General features: G+C 38.1%; 20 protein-coding genes. 12 read left to right on the top strand and 8 right to left on the bottom strand.

Features of this window, described 5'->3' with window-relative positions:
• Window positions 1-2: 2 nt before the first annotated feature.
• From hisA to BLQ18_RS12480, 6 genes are all read left to right on the top strand, one after another.
• A complete protein-coding gene (gene hisA, locus BLQ18_RS12505) occupies window positions 3-734 on the top strand; it encodes a 1-(5-phosphoribosyl)-5-[(5-phosphoribosylamino)methylideneamino]imidazole-4-carboxamide isomerase (RefSeq protein WP_090296668.1) in 732 nt (243 codons plus the stop codon).
• Window positions 727-1,242, top strand: a complete 516-nt coding sequence (locus tag BLQ18_RS12500) for a DinB family protein (RefSeq protein WP_090296664.1) — start codon at window positions 727-729, stop codon at window positions 1,240-1,242. The genes hisA and BLQ18_RS12500 overlap by 8 nt, the downstream gene beginning before the upstream one ends.
• Before the next feature lies 1 nt (window position 1,243).
• Window positions 1,244-1,999: an imidazole glycerol phosphate synthase subunit HisF gene (gene hisF, locus BLQ18_RS12495; protein WP_090296660.1), complete on the top strand. Its 756-nt coding sequence runs from the start codon at window positions 1,244-1,246 to the stop codon at window positions 1,997-1,999.
• A 49-nt stretch (window positions 2,000-2,048) separates the two neighbouring features.
• Window positions 2,049-2,645: a bifunctional phosphoribosyl-AMP cyclohydrolase/phosphoribosyl-ATP diphosphatase HisIE gene (gene hisIE / locus BLQ18_RS12490; RefSeq protein WP_090296657.1), complete on the top strand. Its 597-nt coding sequence runs from the start codon at window positions 2,049-2,051 to the stop codon at window positions 2,643-2,645.
• 63 nt (window positions 2,646-2,708) lie between these two features.
• The gene (locus BLQ18_RS12485; protein WP_090296653.1) at window positions 2,709-3,872 is read left to right on the top strand and encodes a vWA domain-containing protein; all 1,164 of its coding nucleotides are present in this window, start codon (window positions 2,709-2,711) and stop codon (window positions 3,870-3,872) included.
• Window positions 3,873-3,880: 8 nt separating this feature from the next.
• A complete protein-coding gene (locus BLQ18_RS12480; RefSeq protein ID WP_090296648.1) occupies window positions 3,881-5,350 on the top strand; it encodes a magnesium chelatase in 1,470 nt (489 codons plus the stop codon).
• Between the two features lies 1 nt (window position 5,351).
• On the opposite strand, the gene BLQ18_RS12475 is transcribed toward BLQ18_RS12480, so the two are convergent.
• The 3 genes from BLQ18_RS12475 to epsC all read right to left on the bottom strand — a co-directional run bounded on the left by BLQ18_RS12475 (window position 5,352) and on the right by epsC (window position 7,653).
• Window positions 5,352-5,834: a hypothetical protein gene (locus BLQ18_RS12475; RefSeq protein WP_090296645.1), complete on the bottom strand. Its 483-nt coding sequence runs from the start codon at window positions 5,832-5,834 to the stop codon at window positions 5,352-5,354.
• Between the two features lie 147 nt (window positions 5,835-5,981).
• Window positions 5,982-6,869 (bottom strand): cysteine synthase CysM, encoded by an 888-nt coding sequence (gene cysM, locus BLQ18_RS12470; protein ID WP_090296641.1) that lies wholly within the window; start codon window positions 6,867-6,869, stop codon window positions 5,982-5,984.
• Window positions 6,862-7,653, bottom strand: a complete 792-nt coding sequence (gene epsC, locus BLQ18_RS12465) for a serine O-acetyltransferase EpsC (protein ID WP_090296638.1) — start codon at window positions 7,651-7,653, stop codon at window positions 6,862-6,864. Before epsC ends, cysM begins: the two co-directional genes overlap by 8 nt.
• A 93-nt stretch (window positions 7,654-7,746) precedes the next feature.
• Between epsC and BLQ18_RS12460 the strand changes: the two genes are divergently transcribed.
• On the top strand, window positions 7,747-8,427 hold the full coding sequence (locus BLQ18_RS12460; RefSeq protein ID WP_090296634.1) for a DUF2461 domain-containing protein: 681 nt from the start codon (window positions 7,747-7,749) through the stop codon (window positions 8,425-8,427).
• Here BLQ18_RS12460 and BLQ18_RS12455 read toward each other — a convergent pair.
• A complete protein-coding gene (locus tag BLQ18_RS12455) occupies window positions 8,416-8,832 on the bottom strand; it encodes a glyoxalase (protein ID WP_090296626.1) in 417 nt (138 codons plus the stop codon). The genes BLQ18_RS12460 and BLQ18_RS12455 overlap by 12 nt on opposite strands.
• A 305-nt stretch (window positions 8,833-9,137) precedes the next feature.
• Here BLQ18_RS12455 and BLQ18_RS12450 point away from each other — a divergent pair, with 305 nt between their 5' ends.
• Window positions 9,138-9,548 carry an acyl-CoA thioesterase gene (locus BLQ18_RS12450; RefSeq protein WP_090296623.1) on the top strand — a complete coding sequence of 137 codons (411 nt, stop codon included), beginning with the start codon at window positions 9,138-9,140 and terminating at the stop codon, window positions 9,546-9,548.
• Here BLQ18_RS12450 and BLQ18_RS12445 read toward each other — a convergent pair.
• Window positions 9,545-10,828 carry a dipeptidase gene (locus BLQ18_RS12445; protein ID WP_090296619.1) on the bottom strand — a complete coding sequence of 428 codons (1,284 nt, stop codon included), beginning with the start codon at window positions 10,826-10,828 and terminating at the stop codon, window positions 9,545-9,547. The genes BLQ18_RS12450 and BLQ18_RS12445 overlap by 4 nt on opposite strands.
• Before the next feature lie 176 nt (window positions 10,829-11,004).
• On the opposite strand from BLQ18_RS12445, the gene BLQ18_RS12440 reads away from it, so the two are divergent.
• Window positions 11,005-11,739 (top strand): hypothetical protein, encoded by a 735-nt coding sequence (locus BLQ18_RS12440; RefSeq protein WP_139150395.1) that lies wholly within the window; start codon window positions 11,005-11,007, stop codon window positions 11,737-11,739.
• 12 nt (window positions 11,740-11,751) lie between these two features.
• A complete protein-coding gene (locus tag BLQ18_RS12435) occupies window positions 11,752-12,108 on the top strand; it encodes a hypothetical protein (protein WP_090296608.1) in 357 nt (118 codons plus the stop codon).
• Between the two features lie 410 nt (window positions 12,109-12,518).
• Here the strand turns inward: BLQ18_RS12435 and BLQ18_RS12430 are convergent, their stop codons facing one another.
• Window positions 12,519-13,382, bottom strand: coding sequence for a sigma-70 family RNA polymerase sigma factor (locus BLQ18_RS12430; RefSeq protein WP_090297587.1), 864 nt, complete (start codon window positions 13,380-13,382; stop codon window positions 12,519-12,521).
• A 246-nt stretch (window positions 13,383-13,628) separates the two neighbouring features.
• Between BLQ18_RS12430 and BLQ18_RS12425 the strand changes: the two genes are divergently transcribed.
• Together BLQ18_RS12425 and BLQ18_RS12420 are read left to right on the top strand one after the other, a co-directional pair.
• Window positions 13,629-15,140, top strand: coding sequence for a DEAD/DEAH box helicase (locus BLQ18_RS12425; protein ID WP_090296604.1), 1,512 nt, complete (start codon window positions 13,629-13,631; stop codon window positions 15,138-15,140).
• A 257-nt stretch (window positions 15,141-15,397) separates the two neighbouring features.
• Complete coding sequence (locus BLQ18_RS12420) at window positions 15,398-16,627, top strand: glycosyltransferase (protein WP_090296599.1); 1,230 nt, start codon at window positions 15,398-15,400, stop codon at window positions 16,625-16,627.
• On the opposite strand, the gene BLQ18_RS12415 is transcribed toward BLQ18_RS12420, so the two are convergent.
• Together BLQ18_RS12415 and BLQ18_RS12410 are read right to left on the bottom strand one after the other, a co-directional pair.
• Window positions 16,628-17,158, bottom strand: a complete 531-nt coding sequence (locus BLQ18_RS12415; protein ID WP_090296595.1) for a YybH family protein — start codon at window positions 17,156-17,158, stop codon at window positions 16,628-16,630. It abuts the gene before it with no gap.
• Window positions 17,159-17,255: 97 nt separating this feature from the next.
• The gene (locus tag BLQ18_RS12410; RefSeq protein WP_090296592.1) at window positions 17,256-17,726 is read right to left on the bottom strand and encodes a hypothetical protein; all 471 of its coding nucleotides are present in this window, start codon (window positions 17,724-17,726) and stop codon (window positions 17,256-17,258) included.
• Window positions 17,727-17,740: the final 14 nt, after the last annotated feature.

Raw genomic sequence — 17,740 nt, 5'->3', positions numbered from 1 at the left:
GTATGAGATTGATTCCAGCCATTGATATCATCGACGGAAAATGTGTGCGACTTTCCAAGGGCGATTACAGCACCAAAAAAGTCTATAACGAAAATCCTCTGGAGGTTGCCAAGGATTTTGAGGCGCATGGCATTCAATATTTGCATTTGGTTGATTTAGATGGCGCAAAATCAAAACATATTGTCAACCATAAAGTTTTGGAGTCCATTGCATCAAAAACAAGTCTTCAAATTGATTTTGGAGGTGGATTAAAATCCAATGAGGATCTGCACATCGCTTTTGAAAGTGGAGCAAAACAAATTACAGGTGGAAGTATTGCTGTAAAAGACCAAGAAACCTTTTTGGGTTGGTTATCAACGTATGGACCAGAGAAAATTATTTTAGGAGCCGATGCCAATAATGAAAAGGTAGCCGTTTCTGGCTGGCAAGAAGAATCAGATTTACAACTTATTCCTTTTGTTCAACGGTATCAATCGGAAGGAATTACTTATGTGATTTGTACTGATATAAGCAAAGATGGCATGTTGCAAGGTCCTGCTTTCCAGTTATACACAAAAATGCTGGAACAAACCAAAAAAGGATTAAATTTAATTGCCAGTGGTGGAATCTCCACTTTTGACGAACTCCCCAAACTTGCTGAAATTGGTTGTGAGGGCACAATCATAGGCAAAGCCATTTATGAAGGCAAAATCAGTTTAAAGCAATTGGAAAACTACATACTCGAAAATGGATAAGGAAAAAGAACTCCAGGAAGAATTGGTTTGGAATGCGGGGTACCGAATGAATGAAAGCCTTCGCATGATCAAAATTTGTTTAGATCAAGTATCGGAAGAGCAGGCTTGGGAAAAACCCAATGAGTCAAGCAACAGTATTGCCAATCTCATTCTTCATTTATGTGGCAACATTACCCAATATGGGATTGCTTCTATTCAAAATTCTGAAGATGAACGTAAAAGGGATGAAGAATTTTCCACTGAATCTGGTTATAACAAAGCTGAACTGATTAAAAAACTGGAAGATACCATCTCCGAAGCCAAAAGAGCTTTTTATGATGCTCCATTAAACGAACTATTGCGCAAACGATATGTGCAAGGGTTTAATTTTTCAGGGGTTGGCAATATTATCCATGTAACGGAACACCTTTCCTATCACACAGGTCAAATTGCACTTTATACCAAAATGTTGAAGAATCAAGATCTCGGATTTTATTCTGGAGTTAACTTGAATGTGAAGAACGAATAATATGCTTACAAAAAGAATCATCCCTTGTCTTGATATAAAAAACGGGGGAACTGTAAAAGGAGTCAACTTTGTAGATCTACGTGATGCTGGTGACCCTGTGGAATTGGCATCCATTTATGCCAAAGAAGGGGCGGATGAATTGGTTTTTTTGGATATTTCGGCCACTGAAGAAAAGCGAAAAACCTTGGCTGAACTGGTCTATCATGTTGCCGAGACCATCAATATTCCCTTTACAGTTGGTGGTGGCATTTCATCTGTGGAAGATGTAGATGTTCTTCTAAAAAATGGAGCCGACAAGGTTTCCATCAATTCTTCTGCAGTAAAAAGACCAGAATTGATCAATGAATTGGTGGCTAAATTCGGTTCGCAATGTATTGTCGTAGCCATTGATGCCAAACAAATTGATGGACAATGGAGAGTTCATTTAGTAGGGGGGAAGGTGCCTACTGAACTGGACCTTTTTGAATGGGCAAAAGAGGTGGAAGAACGAGGAGCTGGAGAAATTTTGTTCACCTCTATGGATCATGATGGCACCAAAAATGGGTTTGCGAACAAAGCTCTTGCAGAGCTTTCAGACTTGGTAAATATTCCTGTGATTGCTTCAGGAGGAGCAGGTGATATTTCCCATTTTACAGATACGTTTAAAGATGGAAAAGCAGATGCAGCTTTAGCTGCCAGCGTTTTTCATTTTAAGGAAATCGAAATCAACACACTGAAACAAGAATTAAAGGAAGAAGGAATTCCTGTAAGGATATAAAATATACATCTCGACTGCGCTCGAAGTGACAGTCTAAGAAAAATTCAAAATGCAAATAGATTTTAATAAAAATTCAGATGGACTTGTACCAGCCATAATTCAAGATTCAACAACCAAAAATGTGTTGATGCTGGGCTATATGAACCAAGAAGCGTTTGAAAAAACCCAAGAAACCAAAAAAGTCACATTTTATAGCAGAACCAAACAACGTTTGTGGACCAAAGGGGAGGAAAGTGGCAACTTTTTATACCTTGTGGATATAGAAGTGGATTGCGACAACGATACACTTTTAGTTAAAGTAAATCCTGTTGGACCAACCTGCCATAAAGGGACCGATACCTGTTGGGCCGAGGAAAATGTTCAAGGTTATGGTTTTTTATCCACTTTAGAAGAAGTGATTGCCTCTAGAAAAAATGACCAAGAGAATCCAGATAGTTATGTGGCTTCTTTGTTTCGAAAAGGCATCAATAAAATAGCCCAGAAAGTGGGAGAAGAGGCTGTGGAAACGGTAATAGAGGCAAAGGACGATAATGAGGAACTTTTTCTAAATGAAAGTGCCGATTTGCTGTTTCACTACTTGATTTTACTCCAGGCCAAGGGATATACGTTGAATGATATAGCCAAAGTGCTCGAAAAGCGTCATTAAACAAATCCGTTAAGTTTTTTCTAAAGCCATAGTCATTACAGCGTTTTGTCTTAAATTTATGTAATGGCTATGAATACAAGAAAAGGGTTTCGTTTTACCAATTACGAAGCACCCGACCAAACCCCGTTCGAAAAACTCTTCGAGATTTTTCAGGAACTCATCACCCATACTTCGGGTGATGTGGAAGAGGCTTTGGATTGGCTACGTCAATTAGACCAAGAGTATCAACTTACCGACGAAGATTACACTATTGATGATTTTATCGAGGATTTAAAAGCCAAGGGATACATCCGTGAAGAATTTGATGCGGATAATCCTCAAGGCGGAGAAGGTGAAGAGGATGATGAGAATGGCGGTGGAGGATTACTTTCCATTACTTCAAAATTGGAGCGGATGCTCCGACAAAGAGCTTTGGACCAAATTTTCGGAAAAATCAAACGTAGTGGTTCAGGGAATCACAAAACTGGTAAATCTGGAAAGGGAGATGAGCATACTGGGGAATTCAGGGAATACCGATTTGGGGATTCTTTAGAGCACATTAGTATGACGGAAAGCCTTAAAAATGCCCAGGTTAACCACGGATTGGACAATTTTTCCCTCAGTGAGGATGATTTAGTGGTGGAAGACACCCAATACAAAGCCCAAATGAGTACGGTATTGATGATAGATATTAGCCATAGTATGATTTTGTATGGCGAAGATCGTATCACACCTGCTAAAAAAGTAGCAATGGCCCTTGCCGAACTGATTACGACCCGTTATCCAAAGGATACCTTGGATATATTGGTGTTTGGAAATGATGCGTGGCCAATTCCTATTAAGGATTTGCCTTATTTGAAAGTAGGGCCGTACCATACTAATACTGTTGCAGGATTGCAACTGGCAATGGACATGCTTCGCAGAAAACGGAACACCAACAAACAAATATTCATGATTACTGATGGAAAGCCTTCCTGTTTACGGCTTCCGAACGGTGATTATTATAAAAATAGCGTGGGATTGGACGACTATATTGTTGAAAAATGCTACGCCATGGCCCAACAGGCTAGAAAACTTCATATTCCTATAACAACCTTTATGATTGCTGAAGACCCTTATTTGATGCAATTTGTTCGCGAGTTTACCCAAGCGAACAAGGGAAAAGCCTTTTATACAGGTCTTAAAGGTTTAGGTGAAATGATTTTTGAAGACTACGAACAAAATAGAAAAAGAAGAATTAAAGGATAAACCAACATATGAATTTGGATCATACCAACATAACAACTCTAGGCGCACTCAAAGCTGCAGGGTATTCAAGTAAAAGCATCAAAGATGAACTTCGAGATAACCTTTTGGAGAAAATTTCTGAAGGAGAGCAAGTATTCGAAGGTGTTTGGGGCTATGAAAACTCTGTAATCCCTGAATTGGAAAGAGCTATTTTATCACGCCACAATATTAATTTATTAGGTTTAAGAGGTCAGGCGAAAACACGTTTGGCCCGTTTGATGGTACAATTGTTGGACGAGTGGATGCCCGTTGTTGAGGGTTCTGAAATCCATGATAACCCATTAGACCCTATTTCTCGATACGCAACAGAACTTATAAAAGAAAAAGGAGATGATACCCCAATAAGTTGGGTACACAGAAGTGAGCGTTTCTATGAAAAATTGGCCACGCCAGATGTAACGGTAGCAGATTTGATAGGTGATGTGGACCCCATTAAGGCGGCTAATTTAAAGCTTTCCTATGCAGACGACCGTGTGATTCATTTTGGAATGATTCCACGAGCCAACCGCTGTATTTTTGTGATCAACGAGCTGCCAGATCTTCAAGCAAGGATTCAAGTAGCGTTATTCAATATACTGCAAGAGGGGGATATACAGATTAGAGGATTTAAACTTCGACTTCATTTAGATATTCAATTTGTATTTACAGCAAATCCTGAAGATTATACGAATAGGGGAAGTATTGTAACCCCTTTAAAGGATAGAATCGGTTCCCAAATTTTAACGCATTATCCAGAAAGTATTGAAATAGCAAAGCAGATTACCAAACAAGAAGCTAAACTGGATCACCGTCAATCTGACAAAATTTATGTTCCAGAAATTGCGATGGATGTGTTGGAACAAATCAGTTTTGAAGCACGGGAAAGTGAATATGTCGATGCCAAAAGTGGGGTGAGTGCTAGAATGAGTATCACTGCTTTTGAAAATTTATTAAGCACTGCCGAACGGAGAGCAATAATTTCAGGGAACCAAAAAACTTCAATTCGTTTAAGTGATTTTATGGGGGTTATTCCTTCTATCACTGGAAAAATAGAGTTGGTTTATGAAGGAGAACAAGAAGGTTCTGGATTTGTGGCTGAAACTTTAATAGAAGAAGCGGTGAAATCCTTGTTTCCAAGTTATTTTCCTAAAATCGAAAAATTGCAACGTAGGGAAGAGGAAACCCAATACGATGAATTGGTGGCTTGGTTTTTTGAAGGAGAAGGATTTGACTTGCTGGACGATGATACCGACGACGAATATAAATCCAAATTAGATGCAGTAGGTCCACTCAATAACCTAATAAAAGAGTTTCAACCTGAAGTGATCAAAGAAGATTCCTATTTCTTGAAAGAATTATTGCTTTGGGGACTCGTGGCACACAACAAATTAAGCAAACACCGTTTTGAACAAGGTTTACAATTTAAAGATCTGTATGGTAACTATATAAGAGGACTATAGTTTATTGCCAGATATTTAAATTGCTGTTGTAATTATCAAAATTATAAATGCCAATCAACTTTTTGCGTAGCCAAAAAGTGTACAAAGTCATAATTGGTAGAATACTATAAAGCACCACATTCAAAGTTGCCATAGGCTTAAAAGTTGATGGGATAATTTGGTCTTGGTACAATTGCACAGAATTCAGTACTTGAATACTTTCATAGATTTTAAAACCGTACACAAATAAGATGGCATATAGCACATATTCCACATTACGCATTTTGGGGTCTGGGAGTTCATCTTCGCGAATTTTAAACCAAACCACATACAAATACAATAGATGAACTAAAGCCAAAACGGAAAAAATATAGTTATCGGCTTTCAAAAAGTAAAATTGATTGGTGTAAACACCATAGAAATCGAGTACCATCAAAGAAATCAAAACAAGTATACTGGCGAATAGGTTTCTTTTCCAGGTAATAATCTTTGAAATTGTATTCATATCAAAATTGATTTGGGGTTCAAATTTGATGTAAAGTAAATTCCAAAAAGCATTATCGTCTTTATCCTATCGATAAACCGTTATTTAAGAAGGATTATGAGGACAAATGACTTAAAATAGAAAGATTTTAGAAAGTTGGAGGTTCCATCAATCGTCAAAAAGATCCGATGAAAGATATCTGTCACCACGATCACAGACTATCGAAACAATGGTGCCACTTTCCAACTGTTCAGCAAGACGAAATGCTATAGTTGCTGCACCACCACTGCTCATTCCAGCAAAAATACCTTCTTCTTTGGCCAATTTCTTTGCCATAACTACCGCATCCTCTTCACTCACTTCCATTACGGAGTCAACTTTTTGAGGATTAAATATCTTGGGGAGATACTCTTGAGGCCATTTTCGAATACCTGGAATTTTGGAATCATCTGTGGGTTGCACCCCAACTATTTGGATTTCGGAATTTTGTTCTTTCAAATAGGTTGAAGTACCCATAATAGTTCCTGTGGTTCCCATGCTGGAAACAAAATGCGTGATTTCACCATCGGTATCTCGCCAAATTTCAGGACCCGTAGTTTTATAATGTGCTTGCCAATTGTCATTGTTGGCAAACTGGTTCATCATAATGTACCCTTCTTTTTCCACTTTGGACTCTGCATAATCCCGTGCACCTTCAATTCCAACTTCAGCAGGGGTAAGGGTGACTTTGGCTCCGTAGGCACGCATGGTCTGTACGCGTTCCTTGGTTGAGTTTTCAGGCATTACCAATTCTATATCCAATCCAAAAAGACTGGCAACCATGGCTAGGCCGATTCCTGTATTGCCACTGGTGGCTTCAATAAGTTTTGATTTTTTGGTGAAATCTCCACGCTCCAAACCACTCTTGATCATGTTGTAAGCTGGACGGTCTTTGACACTTCCGCCAGGATTATTTCCTTCTAACTTAAATAGAACCTTTACGTTGGGGTTAGGATTAAGAACTTTGGATTCGACCAAAGGTGTATTTCCGATTAAATCGAGTATGCTTTTAGACATTGGGTGCTGTCTTAATTTTAATTTCTGGGGTGTGATATACTTTTGAGTTGGGCGGCACGGATTCCGTAATCCAAGCGTTACCACCAATTATTGAATTAGCGCCTACTACGGTTTCACCTCCTAAAATTGTAGCATTGGCATAAATGGTGACATTGTTTTCAATGGTCGGATGCCTTTTGGTCTTCTCTAAGTTTTTTGCAACATAAAGAGCGCCAAGAGTTACCCCTTGGTAGATTTTAACATTATCATGAATTATCGCAGTTTCTCCAATTACAACTCCTGTGGCATGATCAATGAAGAAAGATTTTCCAATTTTAGCCCCTGGATTAATATCCACACCAGTTTGTCTGTGCGCATATTCTGTCATTAATCTTGGAATCAAAGGAACGCCTGCCATATATAATTCGTGGGCCAATCTATAAATAGAAATGGCATAAAAACCTGGGTAGGCCATATAAATTTCCTGAATGGACAGCGAGGCTGGGTCACAATTTAAAATAGCTTCGGCATCCAAATTCAATTTTTCTAAAATTAAAGGGAGTTGGGCGATATAGCTATTCCAAAGCTCTTCACTCGGTTTTTCAAGCTCCATACAAGCCTTGTCCATTAGATGGTTGAACTTGTTTTCCAACATCTCCAAATTCACACCCACTGGCGTATTGGTATCAAAAAGTGTATAAAAAAGGGTGTCGGTAAACTCTTCCGTTTCTTGCTTCAACCTGAAGTCTAAATACGGCATTTTTTTATGCCTATTGAGTTCGGCTATAATTTTATCTTTATCCATACTGCCTTTTATTGTCTTAAAATTAGACAAATCCTTACCACGCACCCATATAAAAGGGTAACTTTAGATTAAAAATAACATATCATCAATCAAATGGCATCTAAAATTACAGTTTCAAAAGAAGTTTTTGATTTTTTGTCCCAGTTGAGGGCCAATAACAATAAGGAATGGTTTGAAGAAAACAAACCCACCTTCAAATTGCATGAAAAGTCAGTGAAAGGCTTTTTTGAATCTGTGAAAGAACAATTGGAACACCACGATGAGATAGAAAAAATGAAAATGTTCCGAATTTATAGGGATGTTCGTTTTTCCAAGGACAAAACCCCTTATAAAAGTCATTTGGCAGCTTCGTTTTCAAGGTTAGGTGCTCATTTAAGAGGAGGATATTATGTGCATTTAAGTCCAGGAGATTCTATGATAGCTACAGGTTTTTGGGCTCCCAACAAAGAAGATTTAAAGCGGATTAGAAAGGAATTGGAAATGGATGCCAATGAGTTTAGAGACGTAATTGGTCATGATAATTTGAAAAATATTTGGGGAGATCTTCAAGGAGATGAATTAAAAACAGCACCTAAAGGTTTTGATAAAGACCATCCAGATATTGATCTGATTAAAAAACAACAATATGTCTTTACCCGAAAGTTTACTGATAAAGAAGTGTTGTCCGATAACTTTTTGGATGAAGTGGATTCATCCTTTAAGGCAATTCGTCCTTACTTTGATTTGATGAGCGACATTCTCACCACCAACTTGAATGGAGAATCAGTCCTGTAACAAGGCTTCTTCCTGTTCAAACAATTGAATCTGATCTTTTAACCGTTCCACCACAATATTCATCATTCGCTTATTCAATGCGGATGAATTTGTAATGTAATCGCGGTATTCTTCAACGGTAAATTGACCAATGATCATGCCTTTGAGAGCATTCCTGAACTTGATGTCCTTTTGAATGGCACGCTCTATGTATTCCATCTTTTTTTCCAAAGGAAGACCATAGAAAACACCCTTATGTTTGTTCGCGTAATTCTTAAAAGCCTCAACCAATAAAAGGTTCTGGAGCTTGATTACGGGGCGCAAAGTTTGGTTCTGAAAACGTTCATCAAAACCCATTTGATTGTTGAAATGGGCCTTTAAAATGTCTGGACGTATGTCGACTAGACGTTTGGATCGTGAGTCCATGGTTGCAAGTTTTCCTAAAATTACGCAATCAAAATCCAGACACTTTTTCCAAACGTGATAGTTGTTAACGATGTTATGAACAAGAAGATGAAATTCCCTATCAAATACTAAAAAAACAGCCTTATGCAAAATACAACCTTATTTTTAGCGGAATTTTAAATTCAAGCTATTCAAAATTATGTTCTATTTAGTGCCTGAATATGAATTGTTTCAAATTGATAATTATATAAAATTAGTAGGGTAAAGAAGTTACAATGTAAACGCTATTAAAGTAACTTTGTCCCTGAATCTAAATTCGTTTCACAATGCGATTTCACACAAGAAAATGGGTTAAACCCGAAGACTTGAACGCCAATGGAACACTTTTTGGCGGGAAAGTACTTGCCTGGATAGACGAAGAGGCTGTGCTTTATAGCATTATTCAGCTCGAAAATAAAAAGGTAGTCACCAAATATATGTCCGAAATCAATTTTATGAGCACCGCCACGGAAGGGGATGTGATTGAAATTGGAATTGATGTAATAAAATTCGGGGTCACCTCAATTTCCCTCAATTGCGAGGTAAGAAACAAGATGACCCACGAAAGTATTGTTACCGTAGACAATATTATTATGGTGAACTTGGATGATAATGGTAATCCAAGGGCCCACGGAAAAACAAAAATTGAATACGTAAAAGATCGTTTGGCAAAAAAGGAAAAGGAGGAAAACTCCTAGTTCAAAGTTTTGGCCACGGCCTGAACTTCGTCAAGCACTCTTAATAGGTTGCCACCCCAAAGTTTGTCAATTTCTTCTTCGGTATATCCTCTTTTTACCAATTCCAAGGTAACATTAAAGGTTTCCGAAGCATCTGACCAACCTTCAATTCCACCACCTCCATCAAAATCGGAGCTGATTCCTACGTGGTCAATACCAATTAATTTCACCATGTAGTCGATGTGATCCACAAAATCGGAAACATTGACTGCTGGTGGGGCATTTGGATCTTTGGCAGCCAAGTCTTGTGCCATGCCTTGGACTTTTCTGTAGTTAGCAAAGAAAGATTCACGCTGTTCAGGAGTCAAAGTTGAAAATTGAGAACGCTCGAACCATTCGATGCCCAAAGAATCCGCAACTTTCTTGCTGATTTCACTAACATATGCTGATCTGGCATCGTTCTTTTCGGTGTTTAAATAAGAGCTAAATGCTACGGTTTGAACAACTCCGCCGTTTTCTTTCATTAACAACAATTGCTCATCGTCCAAATTACGGCTATGTCCACACAAAGCTCTGGCAGAAGAGTGGGAAGCAATGATTGGAGCTTTGGTCAACTCGATCATTTGCTTCATAGCTTCTTTGGATGGGTGGGAAACATCGATCATAATTCCAACACGGTTCATTTCGGCAACAGCTTGTTTACCCAATTCACTTAAACCATTGTGCATCCAAATACTATCTCTTTCTCCAGTGTTTGAGTCACTGAACTGGCTATGTCCATTGTGCGCCAATGAAATGTATCTGGCACCACGTTTTTGGTATTCTTCAATTTTGGATAGGTCTTCACCAATAGGGTAGGCATTTTCAACGCCGATCATGGCCACTTTTTTTCCTGCAGCTACAATTCTGCGAACATCATCAGAAGTCAAAGCCAGTTCAATTTGATCAGGAGCAATTTCCTCACACAATTTGTGAATGGCCTCAAATTTAGAAATGGCATTTTCAGACGCTTTGGCATATCCTTCAGTAGTCAATGTATCTTGACCCGTGTACACAATAAACCAAGCCACATCCAAACCACCTTCGTTCATTTTTGGCAGATTTACTTGAGTATCCAAACGTTGGGTATAGTTGATGCTATCGGTAAAGTTTTGAACGTTGATATCGTCATGCGTATCAATGGTGATCACTGAATCATGGATTCGTTGTGCTTTTTCTTCCAAAGTTTCGGTTTTTTCAGGTTTTTTCTCCCCACAAGAAGTGAGCAGGGCAATACTAAATAATAGATAAAAATATTTCATGTTCAGGTTGTTTATACATACAAATAAAACAATTTGACAACAAAATAGAGTAGGTACATAACAATAAATTGTAATCCCTCAATTAATTGGAGATTTTTAGAAGGATTAACCATTTTTCTATACATATTTTGGGGACGCGAGAATTACTTAACTATCTAGAGAAACTAGAAATCGGATTGAGCTCATTTTCATATGAAGAATTGGGTGTTGTCGAAGCAGGTGAACTGAAAAAATCCTTTGAGCTCTTTAAGCACGGATTGGAAAGCAAGGTGTTCGGGATTTCAGAAATGGAACAACTGCAGAAAATTTATCAAAAAGTGGGAATTGAAAGCACATTTGCCGCTCCGCTGACTCCAGCAGCACAGGATCGCTGCATTTGTTTGATAAAAGCACTGGAAAAAACACGCTTAACGGATGAACAAGCAGAATTAGTAAACGAGTTGAAGCAAATAGCGCAAAATATACCAACCACTACCGACCAAAAAAACATGACTCCCCCAAAGAATTTTACAACGAATTTTCAATTTATAGAACGAACCTTGGAATCTGACTATACATCCAATAAGATCAACCTAAAGCCCGTACTCGAAGATTGTATGGGACAGATGGAGCTTATGGAAGAGTTGGTAAAAGTGTTCAAACAAAACATTCTTGAGTTTATCGGAAGTGCCAAAATACATCTGATGAACCGAAATTTTGAAGCTCTGGACAATGCTTGCCAGAAGGTTGGGCCAAGTCTTCAAATGATGAAAATTAGAAGCTTATTGGAAATTACAGACCAAATTTCCCGTCTCTGTAAAACCGACAACGATATGAAGCACCATGCTTTTCTTTACGATCAATTCCTTCAGGAATACCCGATTGTGGAAGAGCAGGTAGATTTTGAAATGGAAGTGTTTAGAACTATGTAAAAAAGCAACATCATGGCAGAAAACGAATTACCCGAATACCTGCAAAGCATTTTTTATCCACTGTTCCAACATTGTACCGATGTGGAATGTAAACTGATGTTATTGGATGAAATACTTGAAGTAGGGGATAAGAAAGAAATTCCTTTTTTGACCGAGTTGGAATCCCATTCAAACCCCAAGATCAGCAACAAAGCATTTCAAATTAAGAATGAACTACAATCCAAATTAGGATTGATGACCAATACCGAACGTAGAAGGTTACCGATGAGTCTATGTTTTATTTATGATGAATTCAACATTAGACCAAGCAAAACAGATCCCGAGTTGGATTTTGAAGTAGAGCTTGACATTTTGGAAATGGAAGATTAATTGAATTTACACAACCTAAGTAGGCCTTTTCACCACAAAATGTTGTTTTCATATAATCTTTAAAATAGATTCACGTTATACCATAGACCCAAACTTAATACCAATAAAGAACTATGTTGTACGACACCTACGGAGAAGAATACTTGGCTTTTTTACAAGAACTCAACGAGATATTGACCATAAACCAACTTGCCGAACTAGATTATTTATAGATAAACACCCCAAATGTTATCCAATGAAAAATTATAACCAAGAAAACAGCGCTTACTTGAATTTTATTCGAGATTTAAATGAACTGCTCACCGATTTTGAAATTAGTTTGTTGAGCAAACCTTGATGTTTAAGTAGTATATCATGGAAAAGGGGATGTTGTTCAACATCCCCTTTTCTATTTTTAAGGTTTTGGTAAATTATCCCAAATACGATTTCAAAATTTTGCTTTTAGACGTGTGCCGCAGCTTTCGGATCGCTTTTTCCCGAATTTGACGTACTCTTTCACGCGTAAGATCAAAAGTACTTCCAATTTCTTCCAAGGTCATGGAGGGTTGGTCACCGATACCGTAATACAAACGCACCACATCTGCTTCTCTTGGTGAAAGCGTATCCAATGCCCTGTTAATTTCAGTGTTCAACGATTGATGCATCAGCCCGTTATCTGGTTTTGGTGAATCTCCCGCATTGAGTACATCGTACAAATTAGAAGTTTCCCCTTCTTTTAAAGGTGCATCCATAGAAACGTGCCTACCTGTATTCTTTAAAGATTGTTTCACCTCAGATACGGTCATATCCAATTCTTTGGCAATCTCTTCTGGAGATGGTGGACGCTCATGGGCTTGTTCCAAATAGGAAAAGGTCTTTTTAATTTTATTTATGGAACCAATTTTGTTCAATGGCAATCGCACCACCCTGGATTGTTCGGCCAAGGCTTGAAGAATGGATTGACGAATCCACCAAACCGCATAGGAAATAAATTTAAATCCACGGGTTTCATCAAAACGTTTGGCTGCTTTTACCAAACCTACATTCCCTTCATTGATCAAATCGGGTAATTTCAATCCTTGGTTTTGGTATTGCTTTGCCACAGATACCACAAACCTAAGGTTTGCATTTGTCAACTTTTCTAAAGCAACCTGATCACCTTCCCTAATCCGTTGTGCTAGCTCAACTTCTTCCTGCGCAGTAATCAAATCAATTTTACTGATGTCCTGCAGGTATTTGTCAAGGGATTTGGATTCGCGGTTCGTGACCTGTTTGATAATTTTAAGCTGCCTCATGCTGAAGTATGGTTTTTTGTAAGTGTTATAAGCTATCATTATACGTCATATTCGCCTTATTTCCAAACCGAAAATGTTATTGTTATCAAAATGTTATGAGCAATAGCAAGGATTTGCCGAAAAACTCGTATGAAAACAAATTGTTGATAGTATCTTGATAGAAAACCAGAAATACAATTGGGCTTACGCCCAAAAAACTCCTAATTTTGTAGGGTTTTTTATTGAAGAACCCATAATCCATATCCTTTGCAGGTAAACAAAAAGATTAAGAAGAAGAAATTATACGATTATCAGGAAGAAGATCTGAATAAGATTTTCACCCAACTGGAAAAACTTCCCACGGGCACCAATATATTATATCAGTTGCCCACTGGTGGAGGGAAAACTGTGGTTTTTTCTGAAATCACACGTCGCTTTATTGAGCAAACGGGTAAAAAAGTAATGGTGCTTACCCATCGCATCGAATTAAGCAAACAAACCTCTAAGATGCTCCACGGGTTCGGAGTGGCCAACAAGGTAATCAATAGTGAGGTCAAGGAATTGATGGACCAAGACGATTACATGTGTTTTGTGGCCATGGTAGAGACCTTGAACAACCGTCTGCAGGAAGAAAAGGTGAAAATCAACAATATTGGTCTGGTAATTATTGATGAGGCTCACTATAATTCCTTTCGGAAGCTTTTCAAATACTTTGAAAACTCTACCATTCTTGGAGTAACTGCAACGCCATTGAGCTCCAACATCAAACTCCCCATGAAGGATAATTACAAACACTTGATCATTGGGGAATCCATTAAATCGTTGATTGATAAGGAATTTTTGGCCAAGGCTAATCTTTACAATTATGATGTAAGCCTTCGTACCCTAAAATTGGGAATCAACGGGGATTATACCGTAAAATCTTCCGATGAGTTTTATAGCAACCATAGCATGCTGGGCAAGTTGCTTACGGCCTATGAAGAAATTGCGAAAGGAACCAAAACGCTTATTTTTAATAATGGGATCAATACCTCGCTCTACGTTTACGAAACCTTTAAAAAGGCGGGCTACAATGTTCGACATCTAGATAACAAAAATACAGCCACAGAACGTAAAGATATTTTGGAGTGGTTTGCCAACACCCCAGATGCTATTTTAACTTCGGTAAGTATTTTGACCACAGGTTTCGATGAACCTACCGTAGAATCCATAATTCTGAATCGAGCCACTAGATCTTTGACCCTATATTTCCAAATGATCGGTAGGGGATCAAGGGTGTTGCCAAACAAAGATGAGTTTAATGTTATTGATTTAGGTAACAATCTGGCTCGTTTTGGTCCTTGGGATGCACCTATTGATTGGCAAGAAATCTTCCATTTCCCCGATTTTTATTTGGAAAACATTAAAAATGATGAGGAAATTGAACGTGACTTTGTCTATGAAATGCCAGATGACCTCAGAGCTAAATTTAGTAAGTCCGACAACATAACTTTTGATGTAAAAGAAGAGTACAAAAAGATATTTGCCCAAGGAAGAAAATCTAAGGAGGTTCTGGAATTGAGTATTGAGCAACATGCTGAAATCTGCGTGGAAAACAGTGAAGATGTTTTCGATGCGCGTATTTTGGCCAAAGAGCTCAAAGACGAAATTCAGTATCGGGTAAAACAATATTCGTATTGCATCATGAACAACACCAAAAACTACAAAGAGTGGTTGGAGGAGGATTACGAACGAAAATTACGATCCAGCATCTCTAAAAAGTTTGCCGCTAGAATGTAGCATTGGATTGTTGGATTCTTAGATTTTTGGATTCTTAGATTTTTGGATTGCTTGATTGTTCGATTGTTGGATTATTAGATTTTTGAATTTGAGCTTGAACTTGAATTTCAACTTGACAATTGTACTTCGAGTAAATTTGAGTCATTAAGCGATTATTGGATTGTTCGATGATAAGATTTTGAGTTTGAAGTTTGAATTTGAACTTGTCTTGCACTGGAGTTTTAACTTTCTACCTCCAACTTCGTACTTTTACCTCCATGTCTCAAAAACTCCTAGTTATCGGTTATGTTTGGCCCGAGCCTACCACCACGGCCGCTGGAGGTCGTATGCAGCAACTGTTGGAAGCGTTTTTGGCATTTGGATATCAAATTACTTTTGCTAGTACGGCAAGCAAAACTGAATATAGCTTGGACTTACAATCAATGAGAATTTTAGAGACTCCCATTCAGCTAAATCATTCCAGTTTTGATGACTTCATTCAAGAATTAAAGCCTGAAGTGGTAGTATTCGACCGTTTTATGATGGAAGAACAATTTGGGTGGCGGGTAGCTGAATTTGCTCCCAATGCTCTTCGTATTTTAAATACCGAAGACCTTCATGCTTTGCGAAAGGCTAGGGAAGAGGCACATAAGCAAAATCTCCCCTTTGATTTGGCACAATGGAAAAACCATCCCATAACCCTTCGTGAAGTAGCCAGTATCTATCGCTGTGATGTTAGCTTGATGATTTCCACCTTCGAAATGGACATATTGGAGGAGCAATTACAAATCCCTTCTGAGTTGTTACTCCACTTGCCCTTTATGGTTGATGTTTTAGATGAACCGTTACCCAGTTTTGAGGAACGAAAAGGATTCGTAAGTATTGGAAATGGAAAACACGCTCCAAATGTGGATGCAGTGAAAATTTTAAGAAATGAAATATGGCCACTCATTCGTAAACAATTGCCTAAAGCTGAACTTCATATTTATGGTGCCTATTTGCCTCAACAAGTAAACGAAATGCACGATCCTAACAATGGGTTTTTAGTTGAGGGTTGGGCCAAAAATGCGAAAGAGGTTCTTACAACTTCACGAGTATTGTTGGCACCAATTCAATTTGGAGCAGGAATCAAAGGGAAATTATTGGATGCCATGCGAACGGGAACCCCAACTGTAACCACAAGTATCGGGGCCGAAGGAATGCACGGAGACCAAGACTGGAATGGAACCATTACTGACGATTGGGACATCTTTGCCCAAGCTGCAATTCAATTATACCACGATCAAGAAATCTGGAGGAATGCACAAAAGCAAGGTGTTTGGTTACTTCAAAACTTTTACAATAAAGAAAAACTTCAACTACAATTTAAAGAGCGACTCCAAACCTTAACCAAAACTTTAGATTATCACCGTTCCAAAAACTTTATTGGAAAAATGCTGCAATCCCAAACCATGTCCAGCACAAAATATATGGCCAAGTGGATTGAAGCGAAAAATAAAACCCAATAATTATTCTGGAGAAGAGTCCATAGTTGGCATAGGCAAAGGCACCTCGCTTACTGGCGCATCCCAAAGAATTTTCCAATCCCCATTAATCTTTTCCCAAAGAACCACATAATTTCCTTTATCGTTCATTGGAGGTATTGGAGAGTTTTCATTGGGAGTGAAAATCACTGTATATTTTCCCAATTCAGTTGCTAGATTTCCAGAAGCTTTAACCTCTTGAGTCATCAAATCAAAATCCCATTTTCCAAATTGAAAATTTTGTGCCCAACCTGTTTTATAATTTTCAATCCCTACCAAAGGTGGCATATTTGGGGGCATTTGAATGCTGTTATCTGCAAAAATAGTGGCTACAGAATCTACTTGGCCAGCCAAATACCAAGCTTCTACCTTTTCGTTTTTAGCCTCAATGATTTGTTTAACTTGTTCGGAATAATCAGGTCCAGAAAGTTGTTCAGGTTTTTGTGGTTGCTGACAGCTATAAAGTCCGATTATCAGGGAAGTTACCCAAAATGAAGAGGAAAGTAGTCTTTTCATAATTATCAAGTTTAGTGTTTATTGATAATCATAAAGATATATAAATTTGATTTTAAGCAGTTTAAAGTTTAATTGGACGAGATGCTTTAATTTTTATTTACATACACGGCGGTTCTTCCACCACTTTAAACTTATCCTTAAAAGCTTCTGAGGTCATTTTAGTGGAATATTGCGTCATTCCGCCATCATAATTAGGCTCTTTCCACGACCAATTGGATAAATAGGGGCTGATTTTGGTGACTGTAAAGGTGATTTTGACATTATCAGGTCTTCTAATATTCACTTTTGTGGTTGTATCATCAATAGTTATAATTCCATCCACGGTACTTTCCCATCCATCTTGTCCCGTTACCTCAATGAGTTTGTTTTTTTTATCAGTGTCTTCAAAAATAAACTCTGTGTTCTGGTAATCGCAAGGAATAAAAATTACATCTTCTCCATCAATAGTTGATATCTCGTACCAATGCGTAGGGAAAGATTCAGGTTCTTTGGATTGATTTTCAGAGGTATTTCCAAGTAAAAATGGAAAGGATAAAATAATTGAATAAAAGAATGTAAGGGGACTCATTTAAAAATTGAATT

The sequence above is a fragment of the Flagellimonas zhangzhouensis genome, assembly GCF_900102925.1.
In the GTDB taxonomy this organism is placed as follows: Bacteria; Bacteroidota; Bacteroidia; order Flavobacteriales; family Flavobacteriaceae; genus Flagellimonas; species Flagellimonas zhangzhouensis.
This window is presented reverse-complemented; position numbering and strand designations above follow the sequence as displayed.

What these genes read in the sequence shown, in the direction of transcription:
- hisA (WP_090296668.1), top strand. Translation starts at nt 3, where the DNA reads ATGAGATTGATTCCAGCCATTGATATCATCGACGGAAAATGTGTGCGA.
- BLQ18_RS12500 (WP_090296664.1), top strand. Translation starts at nt 727, where the DNA reads ATGGATAAGGAAAAAGAACTCCAGGAAGAATTGGTTTGGAATGCGGGG.
- hisF (WP_090296660.1), top strand. Translation starts at nt 1,244, where the DNA reads ATGCTTACAAAAAGAATCATCCCTTGTCTTGATATAAAAAACGGGGGA.
- hisIE (WP_090296657.1), top strand. Translation starts at nt 2,049, where the DNA reads ATGCAAATAGATTTTAATAAAAATTCAGATGGACTTGTACCAGCCATA.
- BLQ18_RS12485 (WP_090296653.1), top strand. Translation starts at nt 2,709, where the DNA reads ATGGCTATGAATACAAGAAAAGGGTTTCGTTTTACCAATTACGAAGCA.
- BLQ18_RS12480 (WP_090296648.1), top strand. Translation starts at nt 3,881, where the DNA reads ATGAATTTGGATCATACCAACATAACAACTCTAGGCGCACTCAAAGCT.
- BLQ18_RS12475 (WP_090296645.1), bottom strand. Translation starts at nt 5,834, where the DNA reads ATGAATACAATTTCAAAGATTATTACCTGGAAAAGAAACCTATTCGCC.
- cysM (WP_090296641.1), bottom strand. Translation starts at nt 6,869, where the DNA reads ATGTCTAAAAGCATACTCGATTTAATCGGAAATACACCTTTGGTCGAA.
- epsC (WP_090296638.1), bottom strand. Translation starts at nt 7,653, where the DNA reads ATGGATAAAGATAAAATTATAGCCGAACTCAATAGGCATAAAAAAATG.
- BLQ18_RS12460 (WP_090296634.1), top strand. Translation starts at nt 7,747, where the DNA reads ATGGCATCTAAAATTACAGTTTCAAAAGAAGTTTTTGATTTTTTGTCC.
- BLQ18_RS12455 (WP_090296626.1), bottom strand. Translation starts at nt 8,832, where the DNA reads ATGGACTCACGATCCAAACGTCTAGTCGACATACGTCCAGACATTTTA.
- BLQ18_RS12450 (WP_090296623.1), top strand. Translation starts at nt 9,138, where the DNA reads ATGCGATTTCACACAAGAAAATGGGTTAAACCCGAAGACTTGAACGCC.
- BLQ18_RS12445 (WP_090296619.1), bottom strand. Translation starts at nt 10,828, where the DNA reads ATGAAATATTTTTATCTATTATTTAGTATTGCCCTGCTCACTTCTTGT.
- BLQ18_RS12435 (WP_090296608.1), top strand. Translation starts at nt 11,752, where the DNA reads ATGGCAGAAAACGAATTACCCGAATACCTGCAAAGCATTTTTTATCCA.
- BLQ18_RS12430 (WP_090297587.1), bottom strand. Translation starts at nt 13,382, where the DNA reads ATGAGGCAGCTTAAAATTATCAAACAGGTCACGAACCGCGAATCCAAA.
- BLQ18_RS12420 (WP_090296599.1), top strand. Translation starts at nt 15,398, where the DNA reads ATGTCTCAAAAACTCCTAGTTATCGGTTATGTTTGGCCCGAGCCTACC.
- BLQ18_RS12415 (WP_090296595.1), bottom strand. Translation starts at nt 17,158, where the DNA reads ATGAAAAGACTACTTTCCTCTTCATTTTGGGTAACTTCCCTGATAATC.
- BLQ18_RS12410 (WP_090296592.1), bottom strand. Translation starts at nt 17,726, where the DNA reads ATGAGTCCCCTTACATTCTTTTATTCAATTATTTTATCCTTTCCATTT.